Source organism: Winogradskya humida (assembly GCF_016862215.1).
GTDB lineage: Bacteria > Actinomycetota > Actinomycetes > Mycobacteriales > Micromonosporaceae > Actinoplanes > Actinoplanes humidus.
Genome location: NZ_BOMN01000031.1, coordinates 63,105 through 79,786 on the forward strand (window position 1 = coordinate 63,105; position 16,682 = coordinate 79,786).

Here is a 16,682-nt window from a genome sequence, read left to right on the forward strand (position 1 = left end):
GTGGGTACGTTCACCGGCTCGTTCAAGGGCTTCGGGGTGACCTTCGCGCACATGTTCCGCAAGGTCATCACCACCGACTACCCGTTCACACCGCCGACGCCGGCCCCGCGTTTCCACGGGCGGCACATCCTCAACCGGCACCCGGACGGCCTGGAGAAGTGCATCGGCTGCGAGCTGTGCGCCTGGGCCTGCCCGGCCGACGCGATCTACGTCGAGGGCGGCAACAACACCGACGAGGAGCGCTTCTCGCCCGGTGAGCGCTACGCGAGCATCTACCAGATCAACTACGCCCGCTGCATCTTCTGCGGGCTCTGCATCGAGGCCTGCCCGACCCGTTCGCTGACCATGAGCAACGAGTACGAGCTGGCCCGCGACAACCGCCAGGACCTCATCTTCACCAAGAAGGAGCTGCTGGCGCCGCTGCTCGAGGGCATGGAGCAGCCGCCGCACCCGATGCGTCTCGGCGACACCGACAAGGACTACTACCTCGGTGCGCTGACCAACCCCGGCACATCGGCCGGCGCCGAGCGGGCCACCTGGTCCGACACGGGTACGCACGACGCCGCCGACTCCACGGGTGAGGCCGCGAAGGAGGCGGCCCGATGAACGAGGTCGTCGCCGCCGCGGCAGGCGCGCAGGTCTCCACGGGTGAGGCCTGGGCGTTCTGGATCCTCGGTACGCTCGCGGTCATCGGCGGCCTCGGCACGGTGCTGTCGCGCAACGCGGTGCACTCGGCGCTCTGGCTCGTCGTGACGATGCTCAACCTGGGCTTCATCTACGTGATCAACGGCGCGCCTTTCCTCGGCGCGGTGCAGATCATCGTCTACACCGGCGCGATCATGATGCTGTTCCTCTTCGTGCTCATGCTCGTCGGCCGGGACGCCTCCGACTCGCTGATCGAGACCCTGCGGGGCCAGCGGGTCGCGGCGGTCCTGCTCGGCGCCGGTTTCGGCATCCTGATCGCGACCGGGCTCGCCCGTTCGCTGGGTGACACCGCCGTGGCCGGGCTCGCCGACGCCAACTCGGCCGGCAACGTGCAGGGCATCGCCAAGCTGCTGTTCACCAAGTACGTCTTCGCCTTCGAGGTCACGTCCGCGCTGCTCATCACGGCGGCGGTCGGCGCGATGGTGCTCGCGCACGTGGAGCGGGCCAAGGCGGATGTCGCGGACCAGGTCACGCGCATGAAGGCGCGCTTCCGGCCCGGTAACTACCCCGGTCCCAAGGCGGGCCCGGGCGTCTACGCCAACACCATGTCGGTCGCCGCGCCGGGCCGCCTGCCGGACGGCAACGGCTCCGAGCGCACCCTCTCGCCGATCCTTCCGGTTCGTGAGCTGACGGCTGACGAGGCCGCACCGAAGAGGACAGAGAAGTGACACCAGATTATTACCTCGTACTGGCGGCGATACTTTTCACCATCGGCGCCGCCGGTGTGCTCGTGCGCCGCAACGCGATCGTCCTGTTCATGTGCATCGAGCTGATGCTGAACGCGGCGAACCTCGCGCTGGTCACCTTCAGCCGGATCAACGGCACCCTCGACGGCCAGATCATCTCGTTCTTCGTGATGGTCGTGGCGGCTGCCGAGGTTGTGGTCGGGCTGGCGATCATCATGTCGATCTTCCGGACCCGGCGGTCCGCGAGTGTCGACGACGCCAACCTCCTCAAGTACTAAAGGGGCCGTCACGTGGAACAGACGTATGCCCACGCTACGGGCCTTTTGAGTGGTATCTGGTTACTTGTCGCCATTCCGCTGGCCAGCGCGGCGGTCCTGTTGCTGCTTGGTAAGCGGGCCGACAAGTGGGGACATTGGCTCGGCGTCCTCTCGGTAGCGGCGACTTTCGTGCTCGGCCTGTCGATGTTCCTCAGCCTCCGCGGCCTGGACGACGACGCCCGGTCGGCCCAGCAGAGCCTGTGGGACTTCATCGTCGTCGGCAACCTGCACGTAGACTTCGGGCTGCTGTTCGACCCGCTCTCCGGCGTCTTCGTCCTGCTGATCACGGGTGTCGGTTCGCTGATCCATCTGTACGCCGTGGGCTACATGGAACACGACCCGGGGCGCCGCAGGTTCTTCGCCTACTTCAACCTCTTCGTCGCGGCGATGTTGCTGCTCGTTCTCGGCAACAACTACGTGATGCTCTACTTCGGCTGGGAGGGCGTCGGTCTGGCGTCGTACCTGCTGATCTCCTTCTGGTACACGCGTCCCTCGGCGGCCACGGCCGGCAAGAAGGCGTTCCTGATGAACCGGGTCGGCGACACCGGCCTGGCGATCGGCATCTTCCTGCTCTTCGCCACGCTGGGCACGACCCAGTACGACGAGGTCTTCAGCAAGGTCTCCGCGCTGTCCGGCGGCACAGTGCTGATCCTGGGCATCCTGCTGCTGCTCGGTGCGGCCGGTAAGTCCGGGCAGTTCCCGCTGCAGGCCTGGCTCCCGGACGCGATGGAGGGCCCGACCCCGGTCTCGGCCCTGATCCACGCGGCGACGATGGTCACCGCCGGCGTCTACCTGATCGCCCGCTCCAACCCGATCTTCTCGGCGAACCACACGCTGCAGACCATCGTGGTCAGTGTCGGCGCGCTCACGCTGCTCATCGGCTGCATCATCGGCGCGGCCAAGGACGACATCAAGCGCGTCCTGGCCTGGTCGACGGTGAGCCAGATCGGCTACATGTTCCTCGGCGTCGGGCTCGGCGGCGGGGCGTACGCGCTGGCGATCATCCACCTGCTGGCGCACGGCTTCTTCAAGGCCAACATGTTCCTCGGCGCCGGCTCGGTCATGCACGGCATGCACGACCAGGTCGACATCCGCCGCTTCGGCGGGCTGCGCAAATACATGACCTGGACCTGGCTCACGTTCATGATGGGCTGGCTCGCGATCATCGGCATCCCGCCGCTGTCCGGCTACTTCTCCAAGGAGCCGATCATCGCGGCGGCCTTCGAGCGCGGTGACTGGACGTCCTGGCTCTACGGCATGGCGGCGCTGCTGGGCGCGGGCCTCACGGCCTTCTACATGACCCGGCTCTTCGTGCTGACGTTCCACGGCCCGGAGCGCTACACCGAGGAGAACAAGCATCCGCACGAGTCGCCGCTGATCATGACGGTGCCGCTGATGCTGCTGGCCCTCGGCTCGATCGTTGCGGGTGGCCTGCTCGTCTGGGGCGACCTGGCGCACTGGCTCGAGCCGGTCCTCGGCGCCGAGGGTGTCGAGCACGAACCGGTCCTGGCGCACTGGCTGATCACGGTCCTGTCGCTGGTCGTCACGGTGCTCGGCGCGGGTCTGGCGTGGGCGATGTTCCGCAGGGGCACGGCGCTCGCGCCCGAACCCGCCGGTGTGGTCGTCACCGCGGCCCGCCGCAACCTCTACACCGACGCGTTCAACGAGGCGGTGTTCGAGCGGCCCGGCATCTACCTGACCCGCGCCCTCGTCTACCTCGACAACCGGGGCATCGACGGCGCGGTCAACGGCCTCGCCGCCGCGGTCGGGGGCGGCTCCGGTCGCCTGCGCCGGCTCCAGACCGGCTTCGTCCGCTCGTACGCGTTGTCCATGCTCACCGGCGCCGTGCTGGTCGTCGGCGCGTTCCTCGCGATCCAGCTGGGGTGGTTGGCGTAATGAAGGACTTCCCGTTCCTGTCCATCCTGACGTTGCTCCCCCTGGTGGGCGCGGCAGTGGTGGCCTTCATCCCGCGGGCCAGGGGCAACCTGGCCAAGACGATCGCGCTGGCCTGGTCGCTCGTGGTGCTCGCGCTGAGCGTGGTCATGTGGATCGCGTTCCAGGCCGGTGGCGAGCGCTTCCAGTTCCGCGAGTCCTACCAGTGGATCCCCACGTGGGGCGCCCGGTTCACCTTCGCCACGGACGGCATCGCGCTGGTCATGCTGGTGCTGATCGCGCTGCTCGTGCCGCTGGTGATCCTGGCCTCGTGGAACGACGTCGACGAGACCCAGCGGTCGGTGCCGACGTATTTCGCGCTGCTGCTGACGCTGGAATGCACGATGATCGGCGTCTTCGCGGCCGCCGACGTCTTCCTGTTCTACGTGCTGTTCGAGGTCATGCTCGTGCCGATGTACTTCATCATCGGCTCGTACGGCGGCCAGCGCCGTCAGTACGCCGCGGTGAAGTTCTTCCTGTACTCGCTGGTCGGCGGTCTGTTCATGCTGGCCGCCGTGATCGGGCTCTGGGTGGTCGGCGGGCACCACACGTTCGACTGGGAGACGCTCAAGGGCGCCTCGGCGGCGTTCGACACGAACACCGCGCGCTGGCTGTTCCTCGGCTTCTTCATCGCGTTCGCGGTCAAGGCGCCGTTCTTCCCGTTCCACACGTGGCTGCCGGACGCCGGTGTCGCCGCTCCGGCACCCGCTGCCGCGCTGCTCGTCGGCGTGCTCGACAAGGTGGGCACGTTCGGCATCCTGCGCTACTGCCTGCCGCTGTTCCCGGAGGCGTCGCGCTGGTTCGCCCCGGCGGCGCTGGTCCTCGGCGTGATCGGGATCCTCTACGCCGCGCTGCTGGCGGTGGGGCAGAACGATCTCAAGCGGCTGGTGTCGTACACATCGATCGCGCACTTCGGTTTCATCGGCATCGGCATCTTCGCCTTCACCACCCAGGCGGGCACCGGCTCGGTGCTCTACATGGTCAACCACGGCCTCGCCACCGGCCTGCTCTTCCTGGTCGTCGGCATGTTCGTGTCCCGTCGCGGGTCGTCGCTGGTCAGCGACTTCGGCGGCGCGGGCAAGCTGATCCCGGTCCTCGCCGGGGTGCTCTTCTTCGCCGGTCTCGCCTCCCTGGCGCTGCCCGGCACCGCGCCGTTCATCAGCGAGTTCCTGGTGCTGATCGGCACGTTCACCACGCACAAGGTCTACGCGGTCATCGCCACGTTCGGCATCATCCTCGCGGCGGCGTACGTGCTCTGGATGGTGCAGCGCACCACGCAGGGCACGCTCAACCCCGTGCTGACCGAGGTGCCGGCGATGCGGAAGGACATCACCCTGCGCGAGAAGATCGTCGTCGCGCCGCTGGTGCTCCTGCTGCTGCTCCTCGGCTTCTACCCGAAGCCGGTCACCGATGTGATCAACCCGGCGGTCGAGCAGACCATGCAGGACGTCGGTACCACCGATCCCGGTCCCACGGCGGTCGCGAATGGAAGGGTGGCGCGGTAGCCATGGACGACCTCAAACTGCCCGACATCGACTACGGCGCGCTCGCGCCGATGTTGATCCTCTTCGGGGCGGCCTGCGTCGGCGTCCTGTTCGAGGCGCTGCTGCCGCGTAACCGGCGTCACGGCATCCAGCTCGGCCTCGGGTTGCTCGCCCTGGTCGCCGCGCTGGTCACAGTGATCGTGGAGCGCAACACCCGGGTCGTCACCATCGGCGGCGCGGTCGCCGTCGACGGTCCCGCGGTGTTCCTGTGGGGCTCGATCCTGCTGCTCGGCATCGTGTCGCTGCTACTCATCGGCGAGCGCTCGCTCGAGCCGGGCGGCGCGTTCGTCTCCCAGGCGGCGATCACCGTCGGCTCGCAGAAGGACATCAAGCAGGCCGGCAGTCAGCCCGGCGCGACCGAGGTCTACCCGCTGACGCTGTTCGCGCTCGGTGGCATGCTGCTCTTCGTCGCCGCGAACGACCTCCTGACCATGTTCGTCGCGCTCGAGGTCTTCTCGTTGCCGCTCTACCTGCTCTGCGCGCTGGCCCGCCGCCGGCGTCTGCTGAGCCAGGAGGCCGCGATGAAGTACTTCCTGCTGGGCTCGTACGCCTCCGCGTTCTTCCTGTTCGGGGTCGCGCTGATCTACGGCTTCAGCGGCGCCGTCGACTTCGCGTCGATCCACGCCGCGGTCGCCGACCCGGCGCGCAGCGAGGTGCTGCTCTTCGGCGGCCTGGCGCTGGTCTCGATCGGCCTGCTCTTCAAGAGCGCGGCGGTCCCGTTCCACGTCTGGACGCCGGACGTCTACCAGGGTGCGCCGACGCCGATCACGGCGCTGATGGCGGCCTGCACGAAGGTCGCGGCGTTCGGCGGGCTGCTGCGTGTGCTCTACGTGGCGTTCGACGGCGTCCAGTGGGACTTCCAGCCGGTGCTGGGCGTCATCGCGGTGCTGACGATGCTCACCGGCGCGGTGCTGGCGGTCACCCAGACCGACATGAAGCGGCTGCTGGCGTATTCGTCGATCGCGAACGCGGGCTACCTGCTGGTGGGCGTGCTGGCGCTCAACAAGAGCGGGCTGTCCAGCACGATGTTCTACCTGGTGGCATATGGCTTCTCGGTGCTGGCGGCGTTCGGCATCGTCTCGCTGGTCCGGGACGCGGACGGCGAGGCCACGCACCTGTCGCGCTGGGCGGGGCTGGGCCGCAAGAGCCCGGTCTTCGCCGCGGTCTTCTCGTTCATCCTGCTCGCCTTCGCCGGCATCCCGTTGACGAGCGGCTTCACCAGCAAGTTCGCGGTCTTCGGGGCGGCTGTCGAGGGCGGGCAGACCTGGCTGGTCATCTTCGGTGTGATCACCAGCATGCTGCTGGCCTTCCCGTACCTGCGGGTGGTCGTGCTGATGTGGCTCTCCGAGCCGAGCGAGACCACTCCGGCGGTGTCGATCCCGGGCTTCCTCACGGCGGCGGCCCTGGCCATCGGCGTGATCGCGACCTTCGCCCTGGGTGTGGTGCCGGCGCCGCTGCTGGATCTCACCAACGACGCGGCGCAGTTCGTGCGATAGGGCCGACGCTGTTCGTCAGATAACTGTCATATGGCGTTTTGTTTGGACAGGCCCCGGCGTTGCGCCGGGGCCTGTCCGTTTTCCATCACGGGCAGCCGGGACGGCAGCTGAGCCCGGCGGACGCGGCAAAGGCGCAACCCGGCAGAACCTCGCGGGGGAGGGCGGCCAGCTTGGGGTCGGGCGTACTTTAAGACTGATTTTGATCTTCACCCCCCTGACCCTGCTGATGCCGGACCGGTATGGCATCGTGAAAGTGTGGTGAGCACCCCTGACACAGCGCTGACGTCGTTCGGCATCGACATCGACCCGCAGGTCGACGCGTCGGTCACCGCGACGCTGGCCGTGGTGGAGGAAGCGCTGCGTAAGAACGTGACCTCCGCCGATCCGCTGATCGCCGAGGCGGCGCGGCACCTGATGGATGCCGGCGGGAAGCGGTTCCGGCCGCTGATCCTGGCGCTGTCGGCGCAGTTCGGTGACCCGTCGCGGGCCGAGATCGTGCCCGCCGCGCTGGTTGTGGAGCTCACCCACCTCGCCACGCTGTACCACGACGACGTCATGGACGAGGCCGACGTGCGGCGCGGGGCGCCCAGCGCGAACGCCCGCTGGGACAACTCCGTGGCGATCCTCGTCGGCGACTTCCTGTTCGCCCGCGCCGCGGACATCGCCGCCACGCTGGGCCTGGAAGCGGTCCGGCTGCAGGCGCAGACGTTCTCACGGCTCGTGCACGGGCAGATCGCCGAGACGGTGGGGCCGCGCGGCACCGACCCCATCGAGCACTACCTGTACGTCATCGCCGAGAAGACCGCCTCGCTGATGTCGACGTCCGCGCGCTACGGCGGCATGTTCTCCGGGGCGTCCACCGAGCACGTCGAGGCCCTCGCGGGTTATGGCGAGACGATCGGCGTCGCGTTCCAGCTCTCCGACGACCTGCTCGACATCGCGTCGGAGTCGGTGCAGTCGGGCAAGACCCCCGGCACCGACCTGCGCGAGGGCGTGCCGACCCTGCCGGTGCTCTATGCGCTCGCCGACGAGGATGCCGACGCCTCCGCGGTGCGCCTGCGCGAGCTCCTCGGCTCCGGGCCGCTGGTCGACGACGCGCTGCACGCCGAGGCCCTCGGGCTGCTGCGAGAGTCCGCGGCGATGAAGCGAGCCCGCGAGACGGTCCGCAGTTACGCCGAGGAGGCCCGCGCCTGCCTCGCGCCGCTGCCGGACAGCCCGCCCCGCCGCGCGATGGAAGCCCTCTGCAACTTCATCGCGGACCGCACCAGCTAGAGCCTGTGGTTTCGCAGCATCCGGCTGCCGACCACCATCAGCGCTGCGGCCCCTAGCATCGTCGCTGCCGCGACTGTCCACATAGCGGGTTACCCGGCGCCGGATGCGACCGCTCCGAGGCTCAGCGGGCCGATGCAGCCGCCGGTCTGGGTGTTGGAGGTCGCCGCCAGGGTCAGGATCGCGATGAGTGTCCACAGTGACCGTGCCGCGACCGCGATCGTGATCAGCGAGACCGCGGCTGAAGCACGCGGAAACCGCGAGTCCGAGCCCCATCGGCGAGAATTTCAATTCGTCGCCGATCTGCACCGCGAGTCCCCCGACAAGAAACGCCGGGACGGAGCAGACGATGGTCGTGGTAAGGGCGCTGCTGGCAGCCCGCATCGGCCGGATCCTGTTAACGCTGGTCGCAGCCTTGTCAGGGGGTCAGATGGCGAAGTCGGTCATCACCGGCGAGGGTATGTCCGCCCCCGGTCTTCCTGGACGGTGAGTGTCAACAACCACACGTGCCGTAGAGATCGAGCATGATCGACAGGCGTCAGGCATTCCTTCCGGGGAAGATTATTCATATGGTGTAAGTCCCCGGCGTCGGAGGTAGCTGTGCGCGACCCCCTGGCGGAGCCGTCAGATCTCATCCGGAGCGTGTCACGCGCTTTGCGCGTACTCGAATCGGTGGGGCGGGCTCCGCGCGGACTAACTGTGAAACAGATCGCTCGACGGTGTGAATTGACCGTAGCGACGACGTATCACCTTGTCCGCACTCTCGCCTATGAGGGCTACGTGATCCGCCGTGAGGACGGCACGTACATAGTCGGCCTGGAGATCGCGGACCGTTATCGCGAGCTGGTCTCCGCTTTCCGCGGCCCGCCCACGGTCGGCGAAGCGCTGCGCCGCGCGGCGGTCGACACCGGCTACAGCCACTTCCTCGGCCGGTTCGTCGGCGGGCGCATCGCCGTGACCGCCTCCGCCGAGGGCCCGCGCTCGCCGTTCATGGACGACATGGTCCCCGGCTTCGACGAGGGCGGCCACGCCACCGCTCTGGGCAAGGCACTGCTCGCGACCCTCACCGCCGACCAGCGCGCCCGATACCTGCGCGACTGGGGCATGCGTGCCTTCACCCCGGCAACGCTGATCACCCCCGAGGCGCTGGAGGCCGACCTGGCCGCCGGTGAGCGGCGCGGCATGCAGCTGGAGATGGGCCAGTGGCGCCAAGGCCTCGCCGGCGCCGCCGTCAACGTCATCTCCGACCGTGACATGGAACGCAGGCTCGTGCTCTCGTGCTCGCTCCCAGCAGCCGAAATGCTCACTTCCGCGCGCGTGGTACGTGCCAAGCTGACGGCGGCTGCCCGGAATGTGGCTGAGGCGTTGTCAACTGGTGACGCTGCGACAGCCTGACCGTTGAACCACCCGCGTCCCCCGGCCGTAAGACTGGATGGGAGACGCGAGGGAGGTCGGCAGGCTTGGAAGATCAGGACGCCGAGCTGCTGCGCGCGCTTCAGGACGAGCACGGGGATGCCCTTTACGCCCACGCCGTACGCCTTTCCGGCGGCGACCGGCAACGCGCTGAGGACCTCGTCCAGGAAACCCTGCTGAGAGCCTGGCGAAATCCGGAATCGCTGGACCTCGAGCGGGGCACGGTGCGGTCATGGCTGTTCACCACCGCGCGGAACCTGGCTATCGACGCCTGGCGACGCCGGTCGGTACGGGTCGGCGAGGTGGTCACGGACATGATTCCCGAGCCTCCGCCCAGTGCGGACGAGGCGGACCGGGCGGTGGAGGCCTGGACGGTCGCCGAAGCGCTGGGACGGCTCTCGGAAACCCACCGCGAGGTTCTCGTCGAGTGCTTCTACCAGGGGCGCTCGGTCGCTGAGACAGCCGCGCTGCTGGGCGTGCCGGCGGGCACGGTCAAATCACGCACGCACTATGCCCTGCGCTCGCTGCGCATGGTTCTGGACGAGATGGGGGTGACGGGATGAGATGCGACCACGAACATGACGACGGAGCGTACGTCCTGGGCGCCCTCGCCCCGGCCGAGCGCATGGCCTACGAGCGGCACCTCGCGACCTGCTCCTTCTGCCGCGAGGCGGTCGCCGAGATCGCGGTCCTGCCCGGTCTGCTCGGCCGCCTCGACCCGGCCGACTTCGAACGGCTGACCGCGCCACCCCCGATCCCCCGGCGCCGCACGACCTCGCCGGACCTGGTCTCCGCCGTGCAGACCACCCGCCGCCAGGAACGCAAACGAATCCGCTGGCGAGTGATGGGCACCGCGCTCGCCGCGGCCTGTCTCGCCCTGGTCGTCGGCATCGGTGCGGTGTTCGTCATGGGTCGCAGCGGCACACCGGACGGCGACGCCCCGGGCCCGACCATCGCCATGACCCCCGACAACGAGCGGGTGCAGGTCTCCGCCCAGCTCAACCTCGCCGGGGCGCAGGGCGGGACGCGGGTCAACCTCATCTGCGCGTACAACCGGGGTGACGCGGACTCTGAGCCGTACACGATCCGGCTCATGGCCTACGGCCCGGACGAGGAGAGCGAACAGCTCGGCTCGTGGACCGCGGCCCCCGGTAAAGAAGTCAGCATGTCCGGCTTCACGCACTTCACCGACGGGGTCCTCTCCCGCCTGGCGCTGGTGCGCAACGACGGACGGGAACTGCTGGCATACGACGTCCCCTGACCCCTTTTCTGAGGCGGGTCAGCGCGGCGGAAGGGTGGTGGCCGGCTCTGCGGTGGCGGCCGCGGGGTCGGCCACTGTCCTTCTCTTTCGAGCGCCGTTCAACCCGTCGACCGTAAAGATGATCAGGGCCACCCAGACCAGCGCGAACCCGGCCAGCCGCGGACCCGGCAACGGCTCATGGAAGATCAGCACGCCACACGCCAACTGCAGAATCGGCGCAACGTACTGCAGAATTCCGATCCCGACCAGCGGCACCCGATTGGCCGCCGCGGCGAACAGCAGCAGCGGCACGGCGGTCGCGATGCCGGAAAGCACCATCAGCACGGTGTGCCCGGCGCTCACATGCCCGAACTCCGCCTTGCCGGCAACGTTCAGCCACACGAGATAACCCAGCGCGGGCACCGCAAGCACCGCCGACTCGACGAACAACCCTTCCGCCGGAGGCAACTTCAACCGCTTCTTCACCAAACTGTACGACCCGAAGCTGGCCGCCAGAGTCAGCGCTATATAAGGCAGATGCCCGTAGTCCACGGTCAGCACACCCACCGCCACGGCCCCGATCCCCACAGCCGTCCACTGCCATACCGTCAACCGTTCCCGCTGCACGGTCACCCCGAGCACAACAAGCAGCAACGGCGTAATGAAGTAGCCGAGCGCGGTCTCCACGACCCGATCAGAATTAACACCGTAAATGTAGGTCGCCCAGTTCACCGCGATCAACAGCGCCGCCAGGCTCACCCCACCCAGGAGCTTCCTGTCCCGTACCAGCCTCGGCAGGAACCGCCAGTTCCGCATACCCGCCAAAATCAGACTGATGAACACCACCGACCACACGATCCGGTGCGCCAGAATCTCCAGCGGCGGCGAAGGCTGCAGCAACTTGAAATAGATCGGGAAAAATCCCCAGAGCACATACGCCGTGAGCCCGTAAAGATATCCACGCCGCTCTTCACCCATAGCCCACACCGTAAGGGCCAAAACCCCCACCGGTCCTTGCCTATGTCAAACCTCACGACAGCCGGCAGCCGCCCCCTGCCGGAGCACACACCGAGCCCGTCTACGGCCCGCGTCCATCCCCCGCGTCGGCCGACCGTCCGGCGCGCGTGAACTCACCGCCCCGTCCTTGACCGCCACTTACCCGCCCGCCGCCGGTCATAGGTCCGAGGCCGCCCTGCCCCGAACCCGTTGGCGCGCTGCAGGTCTGACCACACCTGAACCCGTCAGCACCTGACCCGTGCCTGTCTGCCTGACCCCGAGTTCGCCTGCCTGACCCTGAGCCCGTCTGCTTGGCCCGAGTTCGTCTGCTTGGCCCGAGTTCGTCGGCCTGGCCCGAGTTCGTCTGCATCTGCACGTGGCCTCGATACCGAATGCGCCTTGCCTCGAGTTCGGCATGTTGACCGGTCCGAAGCCCACGCGTCCCTGAGCACGTTACCGAGCTCGACGGCGTCGGCCTGGTGGCTCACCCCGCCCGTTCCGGCTCACATGGGCCGACGCCGAGTCCGTCTCGGGCGCGCGGTAAGCCTGTCCCGGACGAACCGCAAGCCTTTCCGAACTGACCCTCGGGCCAGGGGAGAGCCGCGCAGCACGCGGATCGCTCAGTCGTCGCCACCATCGGGGACGAGCATGTTGAGCACCCAGCTGACGATGCCGACGATGAGCGCACCCAGCACGGCGCTGGGCCAGAAATCATCGACGTGGAACGGCAGATCGAGCTGCCCCGCGATCCAGCTGGTGAGCATGAACAGCAGCCCGTTCACGACCAGCGAGATCAGACCAAGGGTCAGAACATAGAGCCCGCACCCCACCGTCTTGATGATCGGTCGCAGCACCGCATTGATGATCCCGAAGATCACCGCAACGGCCAGCAGCGTCCCGGCCTTCCCGGAAACCGAGTCGGTATCAAGCCGGATCCCGTCAACGACCAGGGTAGCTATCCACAACGAAACAGCAGTGATAACCAGCCGAATGATGATGCCCATGCCACGCGATGGTGCCACGCCCAAGCCACCACACACGGCGACACTCCACGATCAACCCCACACGAATCGACATCCCCGCACTTCCAGCCCTCCGCCCCCGCCCCCGCGTAACAGAAACCGAACCCCCATCCCACCCACTGTCACAACCCCAGCCTGTGGGGCCGGCTCAGCTCGGCGGGCCTCCAGAGCAGGTGAGACAGCGCAACGGAGACAAACGCGGGCGAACGTCCGCGCTGTGACCGAACGGCGAAGGCCTTGGTAGCGCTGTCGCTGACGGTGAGGGCCTCGGTAGCGCTGTCGCTAAACGCTGAGGGCCTCGGTAGCGCTGTGGTTGAACGGTCCGAGCCTTGGCCGGGCTGTGATCGAACGGCGCGGCATCGGCCGGTCTGTCGCTGAACCACGAGGACTTCGGTAGGGCTGCGGTCGAACGGGGGCCACCGCGCTGCGCGGTGCGCCGCCCACGTAGTGCGCCGCACCTTGCAGTCCGCGGCCCACAGTCCGCGGCCTTCTACCGCAAACTCGCGTTCGTGGTCACCGGTAAGGGCAAGATGCGCACCACCGAGTCGCTCGGCATGTTCCAGCCGCAGCCGCAGCCGCAGCCGCAGCCGCAGCCGGCAGTCCGTTGGGGCCTGTCGCCGATGGCCCGGCAGCCGCCCGCAGCAACCGCCGTTGATCACAGCGGCATTCCGCAGCGGCAGGTAGCCCGCAAGATTCAGCCGGCCGGCCGGCAGGCAGGCAGGCAGGCAGGCACGCAGTCAGCAGGTAGGCAGCCCGCAGCAGCCGGCAGCTCACAGCAGTCAGCAGCAGTCAGCAGGTAGGCAGCCAGCAGCCAGCAGCCAGCAGTCACCAGGCAGGCAGTAGGCAGCAGTCACCAGTGGCAGGCAGCCGCAACCCGGAGCCGTGGCCGCAGTCTCAGCCGCCGTCTGCAACCGCAGTCTCAGTCTGCGGCCGCAAGCGCCGCGGTGAGGTGTGGCAGGAGAGGGCGGCCTCAGAGCGCCCCAAACCCCGCAGCCTTGTTCATGACTGCCCGCGCCGAACGGGCAAGAACCGGTCGGCTGGGGGTCAGCCTCGGACCGGGGGGCCGATCAGTTGGGATTCGATGGGGGTTTGGGAGAGGACGGCCCAGCGGACGGCGCGGCGGTTGATGACGCCGAGCATGTCGGGGCGGATTTTGGTTAGCCAGTCTGCGGTTTCGCCCAGGCCGAGGGCGGCGCCGACCAGTTGGGCTTCTTGGGGGCGGAGGGGTTGGACCAGGAGGAGGTCGGCTCGGGAGGCGACGTCGGCGTCGGCGGGGCTGAAGTCGTCGCGGATGACCATTGTTGCCTGCCAGCCTGCGCCGGGGCGGTTGTCGGCGCCGACGGGGCCGATGTCGACCAGGACGAGGAGGGGGTTCAGGGCGGAGCCGGGTGGGATGTCGACGGCTCGGCCCGGGGGGATCACGGCGATGGCCTCGCCGGGGACCGCGGCGCCTCGGACGAAGGGCTCCCAGGCTTGGGGGCGGGCGGTCTGGACCACGACGCGGGCGCCGACGGCCATGGCTCGCAGGGCCATGAGCTGGGCACAGCGGACGCCACCGACCAGCAGGGCGCGGGTCTGCTCCGGGCGGAACAGGCGGGCGATGACCGGGTCCTTGTGCCTGTTCTGGCCGAGCATCAGGCCGGCGTTGCCGACGGGGAGGTCCAGGCCTTCGAGCTGGCTTTCCTCGATGGTCGCCGAGGCGGCGCGGCCGGGGAGGGCGGCCGTGGTGGGCATGCCCAGGGGGAGTGTTGTCGTCAGGCCGTCGAGGTGTTCACCGTCGAGGCGGCGGGCGGTGGCCCGCTCGTTGGCGAGGAGCTTGCGCAGCGCCTGGGACGCCACGGAGAGGCTGGCCGAGTCGGGGGCGGCGAGGCGGATCGTCAGGTCGATCGCGGTGTCGGCGCCGTTGAAGGAGCGGGGGCCGGCGCCCAGCGAGACCGTGGTCGCCGCGGCGGGAAGGCCGAGCATCCGGGCCACGAGCCGGCGGGAGGTCTCGATGCGCATGTCGGGCCAGCGTGACAGCCGGAACGTCGCCTGGGTCATGGTGCCCACGCGCAGACCCGGCCAGCTTTCCTGGGCCTGACCGACACCGTCGTCGTGGGCGAGCTCGGCGATGACCCTGAGCGCGGCCGTCTCGCCGAGCGGGCGGGCCGGTGTCGGGGAGAGGCGGCGCAGCAGTTTGCGGACCAGGCCGGACAGGGCGCGGCGCAGGTCTTCCTCGGACCAGCCCTCGGCCTGCAGCACCCGGACCGCGAGGAAGGCCCGGCTGTAACCGAGCAGCCGTCCCTCGGTGAGCTGGCGGTAGGAGTTTGCGGGGGTGCCACCGCCGGCGCGCAGTGACGGCGCAGGCGCGCCGGTCAGGAGGAGCTGGATGCGGCACGGGGGGTGCTCGGTGCCGGCCGGTGGAAGCAGGCTCGCCGGGGACGGGACCGCGCTGACTTCCTCGGCGAGCATGCCGGTCGGGTCGCCCAGCTCCAGGACCGCGGTGAGGCCGAGCGCGTCGACGATGATGGCGGCGGGGTCACCGGCCAGCTCGGTCTGCTCGATCCGTGATCCCGGGGACACGAACTCGAGCAGCGCGGTGGGCGAGGTGTTGACCGTCGCGGCGTGCCGGCGGCCGGAGAAGCGCATGGCCGTGCCGATCCACTCGAATGCCCATCGGCGGCGCAGACGCAGCCAGGTGACAGAAAGCATAATGATTGCGACAAATGCCGCGGCGGCCAGGGCGATGGGCCCGTTGATCGCGCCGATGAGCAGGACCGCTGCGGCAACCTGGGTGCTGACGAGCTGACCGATACGAATGCCGAAAATTCGTCCATGTCGGACGCGATTGGTGCGTAGTTTCGGCAGCTGCTGGCCGGCGCCGCTGAGCTCCGGGAAGCTGCGGCCACTCGCCATCTGAGCCGTCACCCTGCGCCGCCCTTCAAATGTCCGGGATTTTTCCTGCGACGCTCATCGTAGGAGGTCGTGGCGTTCAGCGGGGGGCGGCCCTGTGGATAACCGCCCGGACCGGACATAGATATCCACAGGTTGAACCGCTGACTTACCGCGTACGTGTGTAGGGCGCTACTGTCGGCGATGTAGCCGGACAAAGGCCAGGTCAGGGGCGCCCCCCACGGTTGCGCGGTACGGGTTAACCTGATGGAACGTCAATGCACCGATAGCCGGAAAAACGCAACACGGCTCGTCCATTCAGGACACGGCGCGACAGACTAGAAGAGAAAGCGGGGTGACGTCCGGGTGGCGTCAACGCAGGCTGAATCCGCGGTGATGGCGCAGACCGCCGCGAAGTTCGACCAGGTCAACCAGGACCTGACGAGCATGCTCAACCGGCTCATGTCGGAGCTCTCGGTGCTCCAGACGGCATGGGCGGGCCGGGGTGCCAGGGCGTTCGAGAACGTTCGGGCTCAGTACCAGCAGGACCTGAGCCAGCTCAACAAGGCTCTGGCCGAAACTGCGGTGGCCATCAAGGAGTCGGGTGTCAGCTACGACACCACGGACGAGTCGGCCGCTGACTCGATGACCAAGGCCGGCGGCGGCGGTTACCTGCCGCTCGAGAACTGAAGGCGGGGGATCACGCTATGACCGATGGTCTGCTCAAGGTTAATTTCGGCACGCTGGCCCAGGCCGGCGCCGACATCCAGAAGGCCGTCAGCGAGATGGAGCAGAAGCTCGCTGATCTCGACGCCTCCGCCCGCCCGCTCGTGGCGACCTGGGACGGTGCCGCTCAGCAGGCGTATGCCGAGCGTCAGAAGAAGTGGACGTCGGCGTCCACTGACCTGAAGAACATCCTGCACAACGTCAAGGTCGCGGTGGACCAGGCCGCACAGGACTACACCACGACCGAGAACAACGCGACGAAGCGCTTCTCCTGACCTGTCAGGATCAGCATTCACAGCACGGAGCGGCCGGGCCACCCCACGGGTGTCCCGGCCGCTCTGTTTGGGCCGCACTGTTGTGGGTGGGGTGAGTCGGGGAGTAAAGGGCAACCGGCGAAGGTGAAGAGGGCAGTCTGTTGGTGGGGAACGCGACCTTGCGCCTGAATTCGCAGGTGATGGCTGAGGC

General features: G+C 68.3%; 14 protein-coding genes and 1 pseudogene. 12 read left to right on the top strand and 3 right to left on the bottom strand.

The features are described from left to right. From nuoI to Ahu01nite_RS13580, 10 genes and pseudogenes are all read left to right on the top strand, one after another. A pseudogene (gene nuoI, locus Ahu01nite_RS13535) lies at positions 1 to 556 on the top strand (NADH-quinone oxidoreductase subunit NuoI); the annotation flags it as partial. A gap of 46 nt (positions 557 to 602) precedes the next feature. After that, complete coding sequence (locus Ahu01nite_RS13540) at positions 603 to 1,373, top strand: NADH-quinone oxidoreductase subunit J (protein WP_203836844.1); 771 nt, start codon at positions 603 to 605, stop codon at positions 1,371 to 1,373. Continuing rightward, positions 1,370 to 1,669 carry an NADH-quinone oxidoreductase subunit NuoK gene (gene nuoK / locus Ahu01nite_RS13545; RefSeq protein WP_023357573.1) on the top strand — a complete coding sequence of 100 codons (300 nt, stop codon included), beginning with the start codon at positions 1,370 to 1,372 and terminating at the stop codon, positions 1,667 to 1,669. The genes Ahu01nite_RS13540 and nuoK overlap by 4 nt, the downstream gene beginning before the upstream one ends. Before the next feature lie 12 nt (positions 1,670 to 1,681). Continuing rightward, complete coding sequence (nuoL, locus tag Ahu01nite_RS13550) at positions 1,682 to 3,604, top strand: NADH-quinone oxidoreductase subunit L (protein ID WP_203836845.1); 1,923 nt, start codon at positions 1,682 to 1,684, stop codon at positions 3,602 to 3,604. Beyond that, entirely contained in the window at positions 3,604 to 5,145 is a 1,542-nt protein-coding gene (locus tag Ahu01nite_RS13555; protein WP_203836846.1) for an NADH-quinone oxidoreductase subunit M, read from the top strand. Before nuoL ends, Ahu01nite_RS13555 begins: the two co-directional genes overlap by 1 nt. A gap of 2 nt (positions 5,146 to 5,147) precedes the next feature. Then, positions 5,148 to 6,680 (top strand): NADH-quinone oxidoreductase subunit NuoN, encoded by a 1,533-nt coding sequence (gene nuoN / locus Ahu01nite_RS13560; protein ID WP_203836847.1) that lies wholly within the window; start codon positions 5,148 to 5,150, stop codon positions 6,678 to 6,680. Positions 6,681 to 6,959: 279 nt separating this feature from the next. Then, positions 6,960 to 7,952, top strand: coding sequence for a polyprenyl synthetase family protein (locus Ahu01nite_RS13565; protein ID WP_438874776.1), 993 nt, complete (start codon positions 6,960 to 6,962; stop codon positions 7,950 to 7,952). A gap of 597 nt (positions 7,953 to 8,549) precedes the next feature. Further along, positions 8,550 to 9,344 (top strand): IclR family transcriptional regulator, encoded by a 795-nt coding sequence (locus Ahu01nite_RS13570; RefSeq protein WP_203836848.1) that lies wholly within the window; start codon positions 8,550 to 8,552, stop codon positions 9,342 to 9,344. A gap of 86 nt (positions 9,345 to 9,430) precedes the next feature. Further along, positions 9,431 to 9,925, top strand: a complete 495-nt coding sequence (locus Ahu01nite_RS13575) for a sigma-70 family RNA polymerase sigma factor (RefSeq protein ID WP_239158829.1) — start codon at positions 9,431 to 9,433, stop codon at positions 9,923 to 9,925. After that, positions 9,922 to 10,623 carry an anti-sigma factor family protein gene (locus Ahu01nite_RS13580; RefSeq protein WP_203836850.1) on the top strand — a complete coding sequence of 234 codons (702 nt, stop codon included), beginning with the start codon at positions 9,922 to 9,924 and terminating at the stop codon, positions 10,621 to 10,623. The genes Ahu01nite_RS13575 and Ahu01nite_RS13580 overlap by 4 nt, the downstream gene beginning before the upstream one ends. Before the next feature lie 18 nt (positions 10,624 to 10,641). On the opposite strand, the gene rarD is transcribed toward Ahu01nite_RS13580, so the two are convergent. The 3 genes from rarD to eccE all read right to left on the bottom strand — a co-directional run bounded on the left by rarD (position 10,642) and on the right by eccE (position 15,515). After that, positions 10,642 to 11,580, bottom strand: a complete 939-nt coding sequence (rarD, locus tag Ahu01nite_RS13585; RefSeq protein ID WP_203836851.1) for an EamA family transporter RarD — start codon at positions 11,578 to 11,580, stop codon at positions 10,642 to 10,644. Positions 11,581 to 12,218: 638 nt separating this feature from the next. Next, on the bottom strand, positions 12,219 to 12,602 hold the full coding sequence (locus Ahu01nite_RS13590) for a phage holin family protein (RefSeq protein ID WP_203836910.1): 384 nt from the start codon (positions 12,600 to 12,602) through the stop codon (positions 12,219 to 12,221). Between the two features lie 1,062 nt (positions 12,603 to 13,664). After that, positions 13,665 to 15,515 (bottom strand): type VII secretion protein EccE, encoded by a 1,851-nt coding sequence (eccE, locus tag Ahu01nite_RS13595; protein WP_203836852.1) that lies wholly within the window; start codon positions 15,513 to 15,515, stop codon positions 13,665 to 13,667. A 342-nt stretch (positions 15,516 to 15,857) separates the two neighbouring features. Here eccE and Ahu01nite_RS13600 point away from each other — a divergent pair, with 342 nt between their 5' ends. Both Ahu01nite_RS13600 and Ahu01nite_RS13605 read left to right on the top strand, forming a co-directional pair. After that, positions 15,858 to 16,181: a WXG100 family type VII secretion target gene (locus Ahu01nite_RS13600; protein ID WP_203836853.1), complete on the top strand. Its 324-nt coding sequence runs from the start codon at positions 15,858 to 15,860 to the stop codon at positions 16,179 to 16,181. A 17-nt stretch (positions 16,182 to 16,198) separates the two neighbouring features. Next, entirely contained in the window at positions 16,199 to 16,492 is a 294-nt protein-coding gene (locus tag Ahu01nite_RS13605) for a WXG100 family type VII secretion target (protein WP_203836854.1), read from the top strand. The last annotated feature ends 190 nt before the right edge of the window (positions 16,493 to 16,682 follow it).

Coding starts and splice junctions, on each gene's coding strand:
- Ahu01nite_RS13540 (WP_203836844.1), top strand. CDS start 603: ATGAACGAGGTCGTCGCCGCCGCGGCAGGCGCGCAGGTCTCCACGGGT.
- Ahu01nite_RS13555 (WP_203836846.1), top strand. CDS start 3,604: ATGAAGGACTTCCCGTTCCTGTCCATCCTGACGTTGCTCCCCCTGGTG.
- nuoN (WP_203836847.1), top strand. CDS start 5,148: ATGGACGACCTCAAACTGCCCGACATCGACTACGGCGCGCTCGCGCCG.
- Ahu01nite_RS13580 (WP_203836850.1), top strand. CDS start 9,922: ATGAGATGCGACCACGAACATGACGACGGAGCGTACGTCCTGGGCGCC.
- rarD (WP_203836851.1), bottom strand. CDS start 11,580: ATGGGTGAAGAGCGGCGTGGATATCTTTACGGGCTCACGGCGTATGTG.
- Ahu01nite_RS13590 (WP_203836910.1), bottom strand. CDS start 12,602: ATGGGCATCATCATTCGGCTGGTTATCACTGCTGTTTCGTTGTGGATA.
- eccE (WP_203836852.1), bottom strand. CDS start 15,515: ATGGCGAGTGGCCGCAGCTTCCCGGAGCTCAGCGGCGCCGGCCAGCAG.
- Ahu01nite_RS13605 (WP_203836854.1), top strand. CDS start 16,199: ATGACCGATGGTCTGCTCAAGGTTAATTTCGGCACGCTGGCCCAGGCC.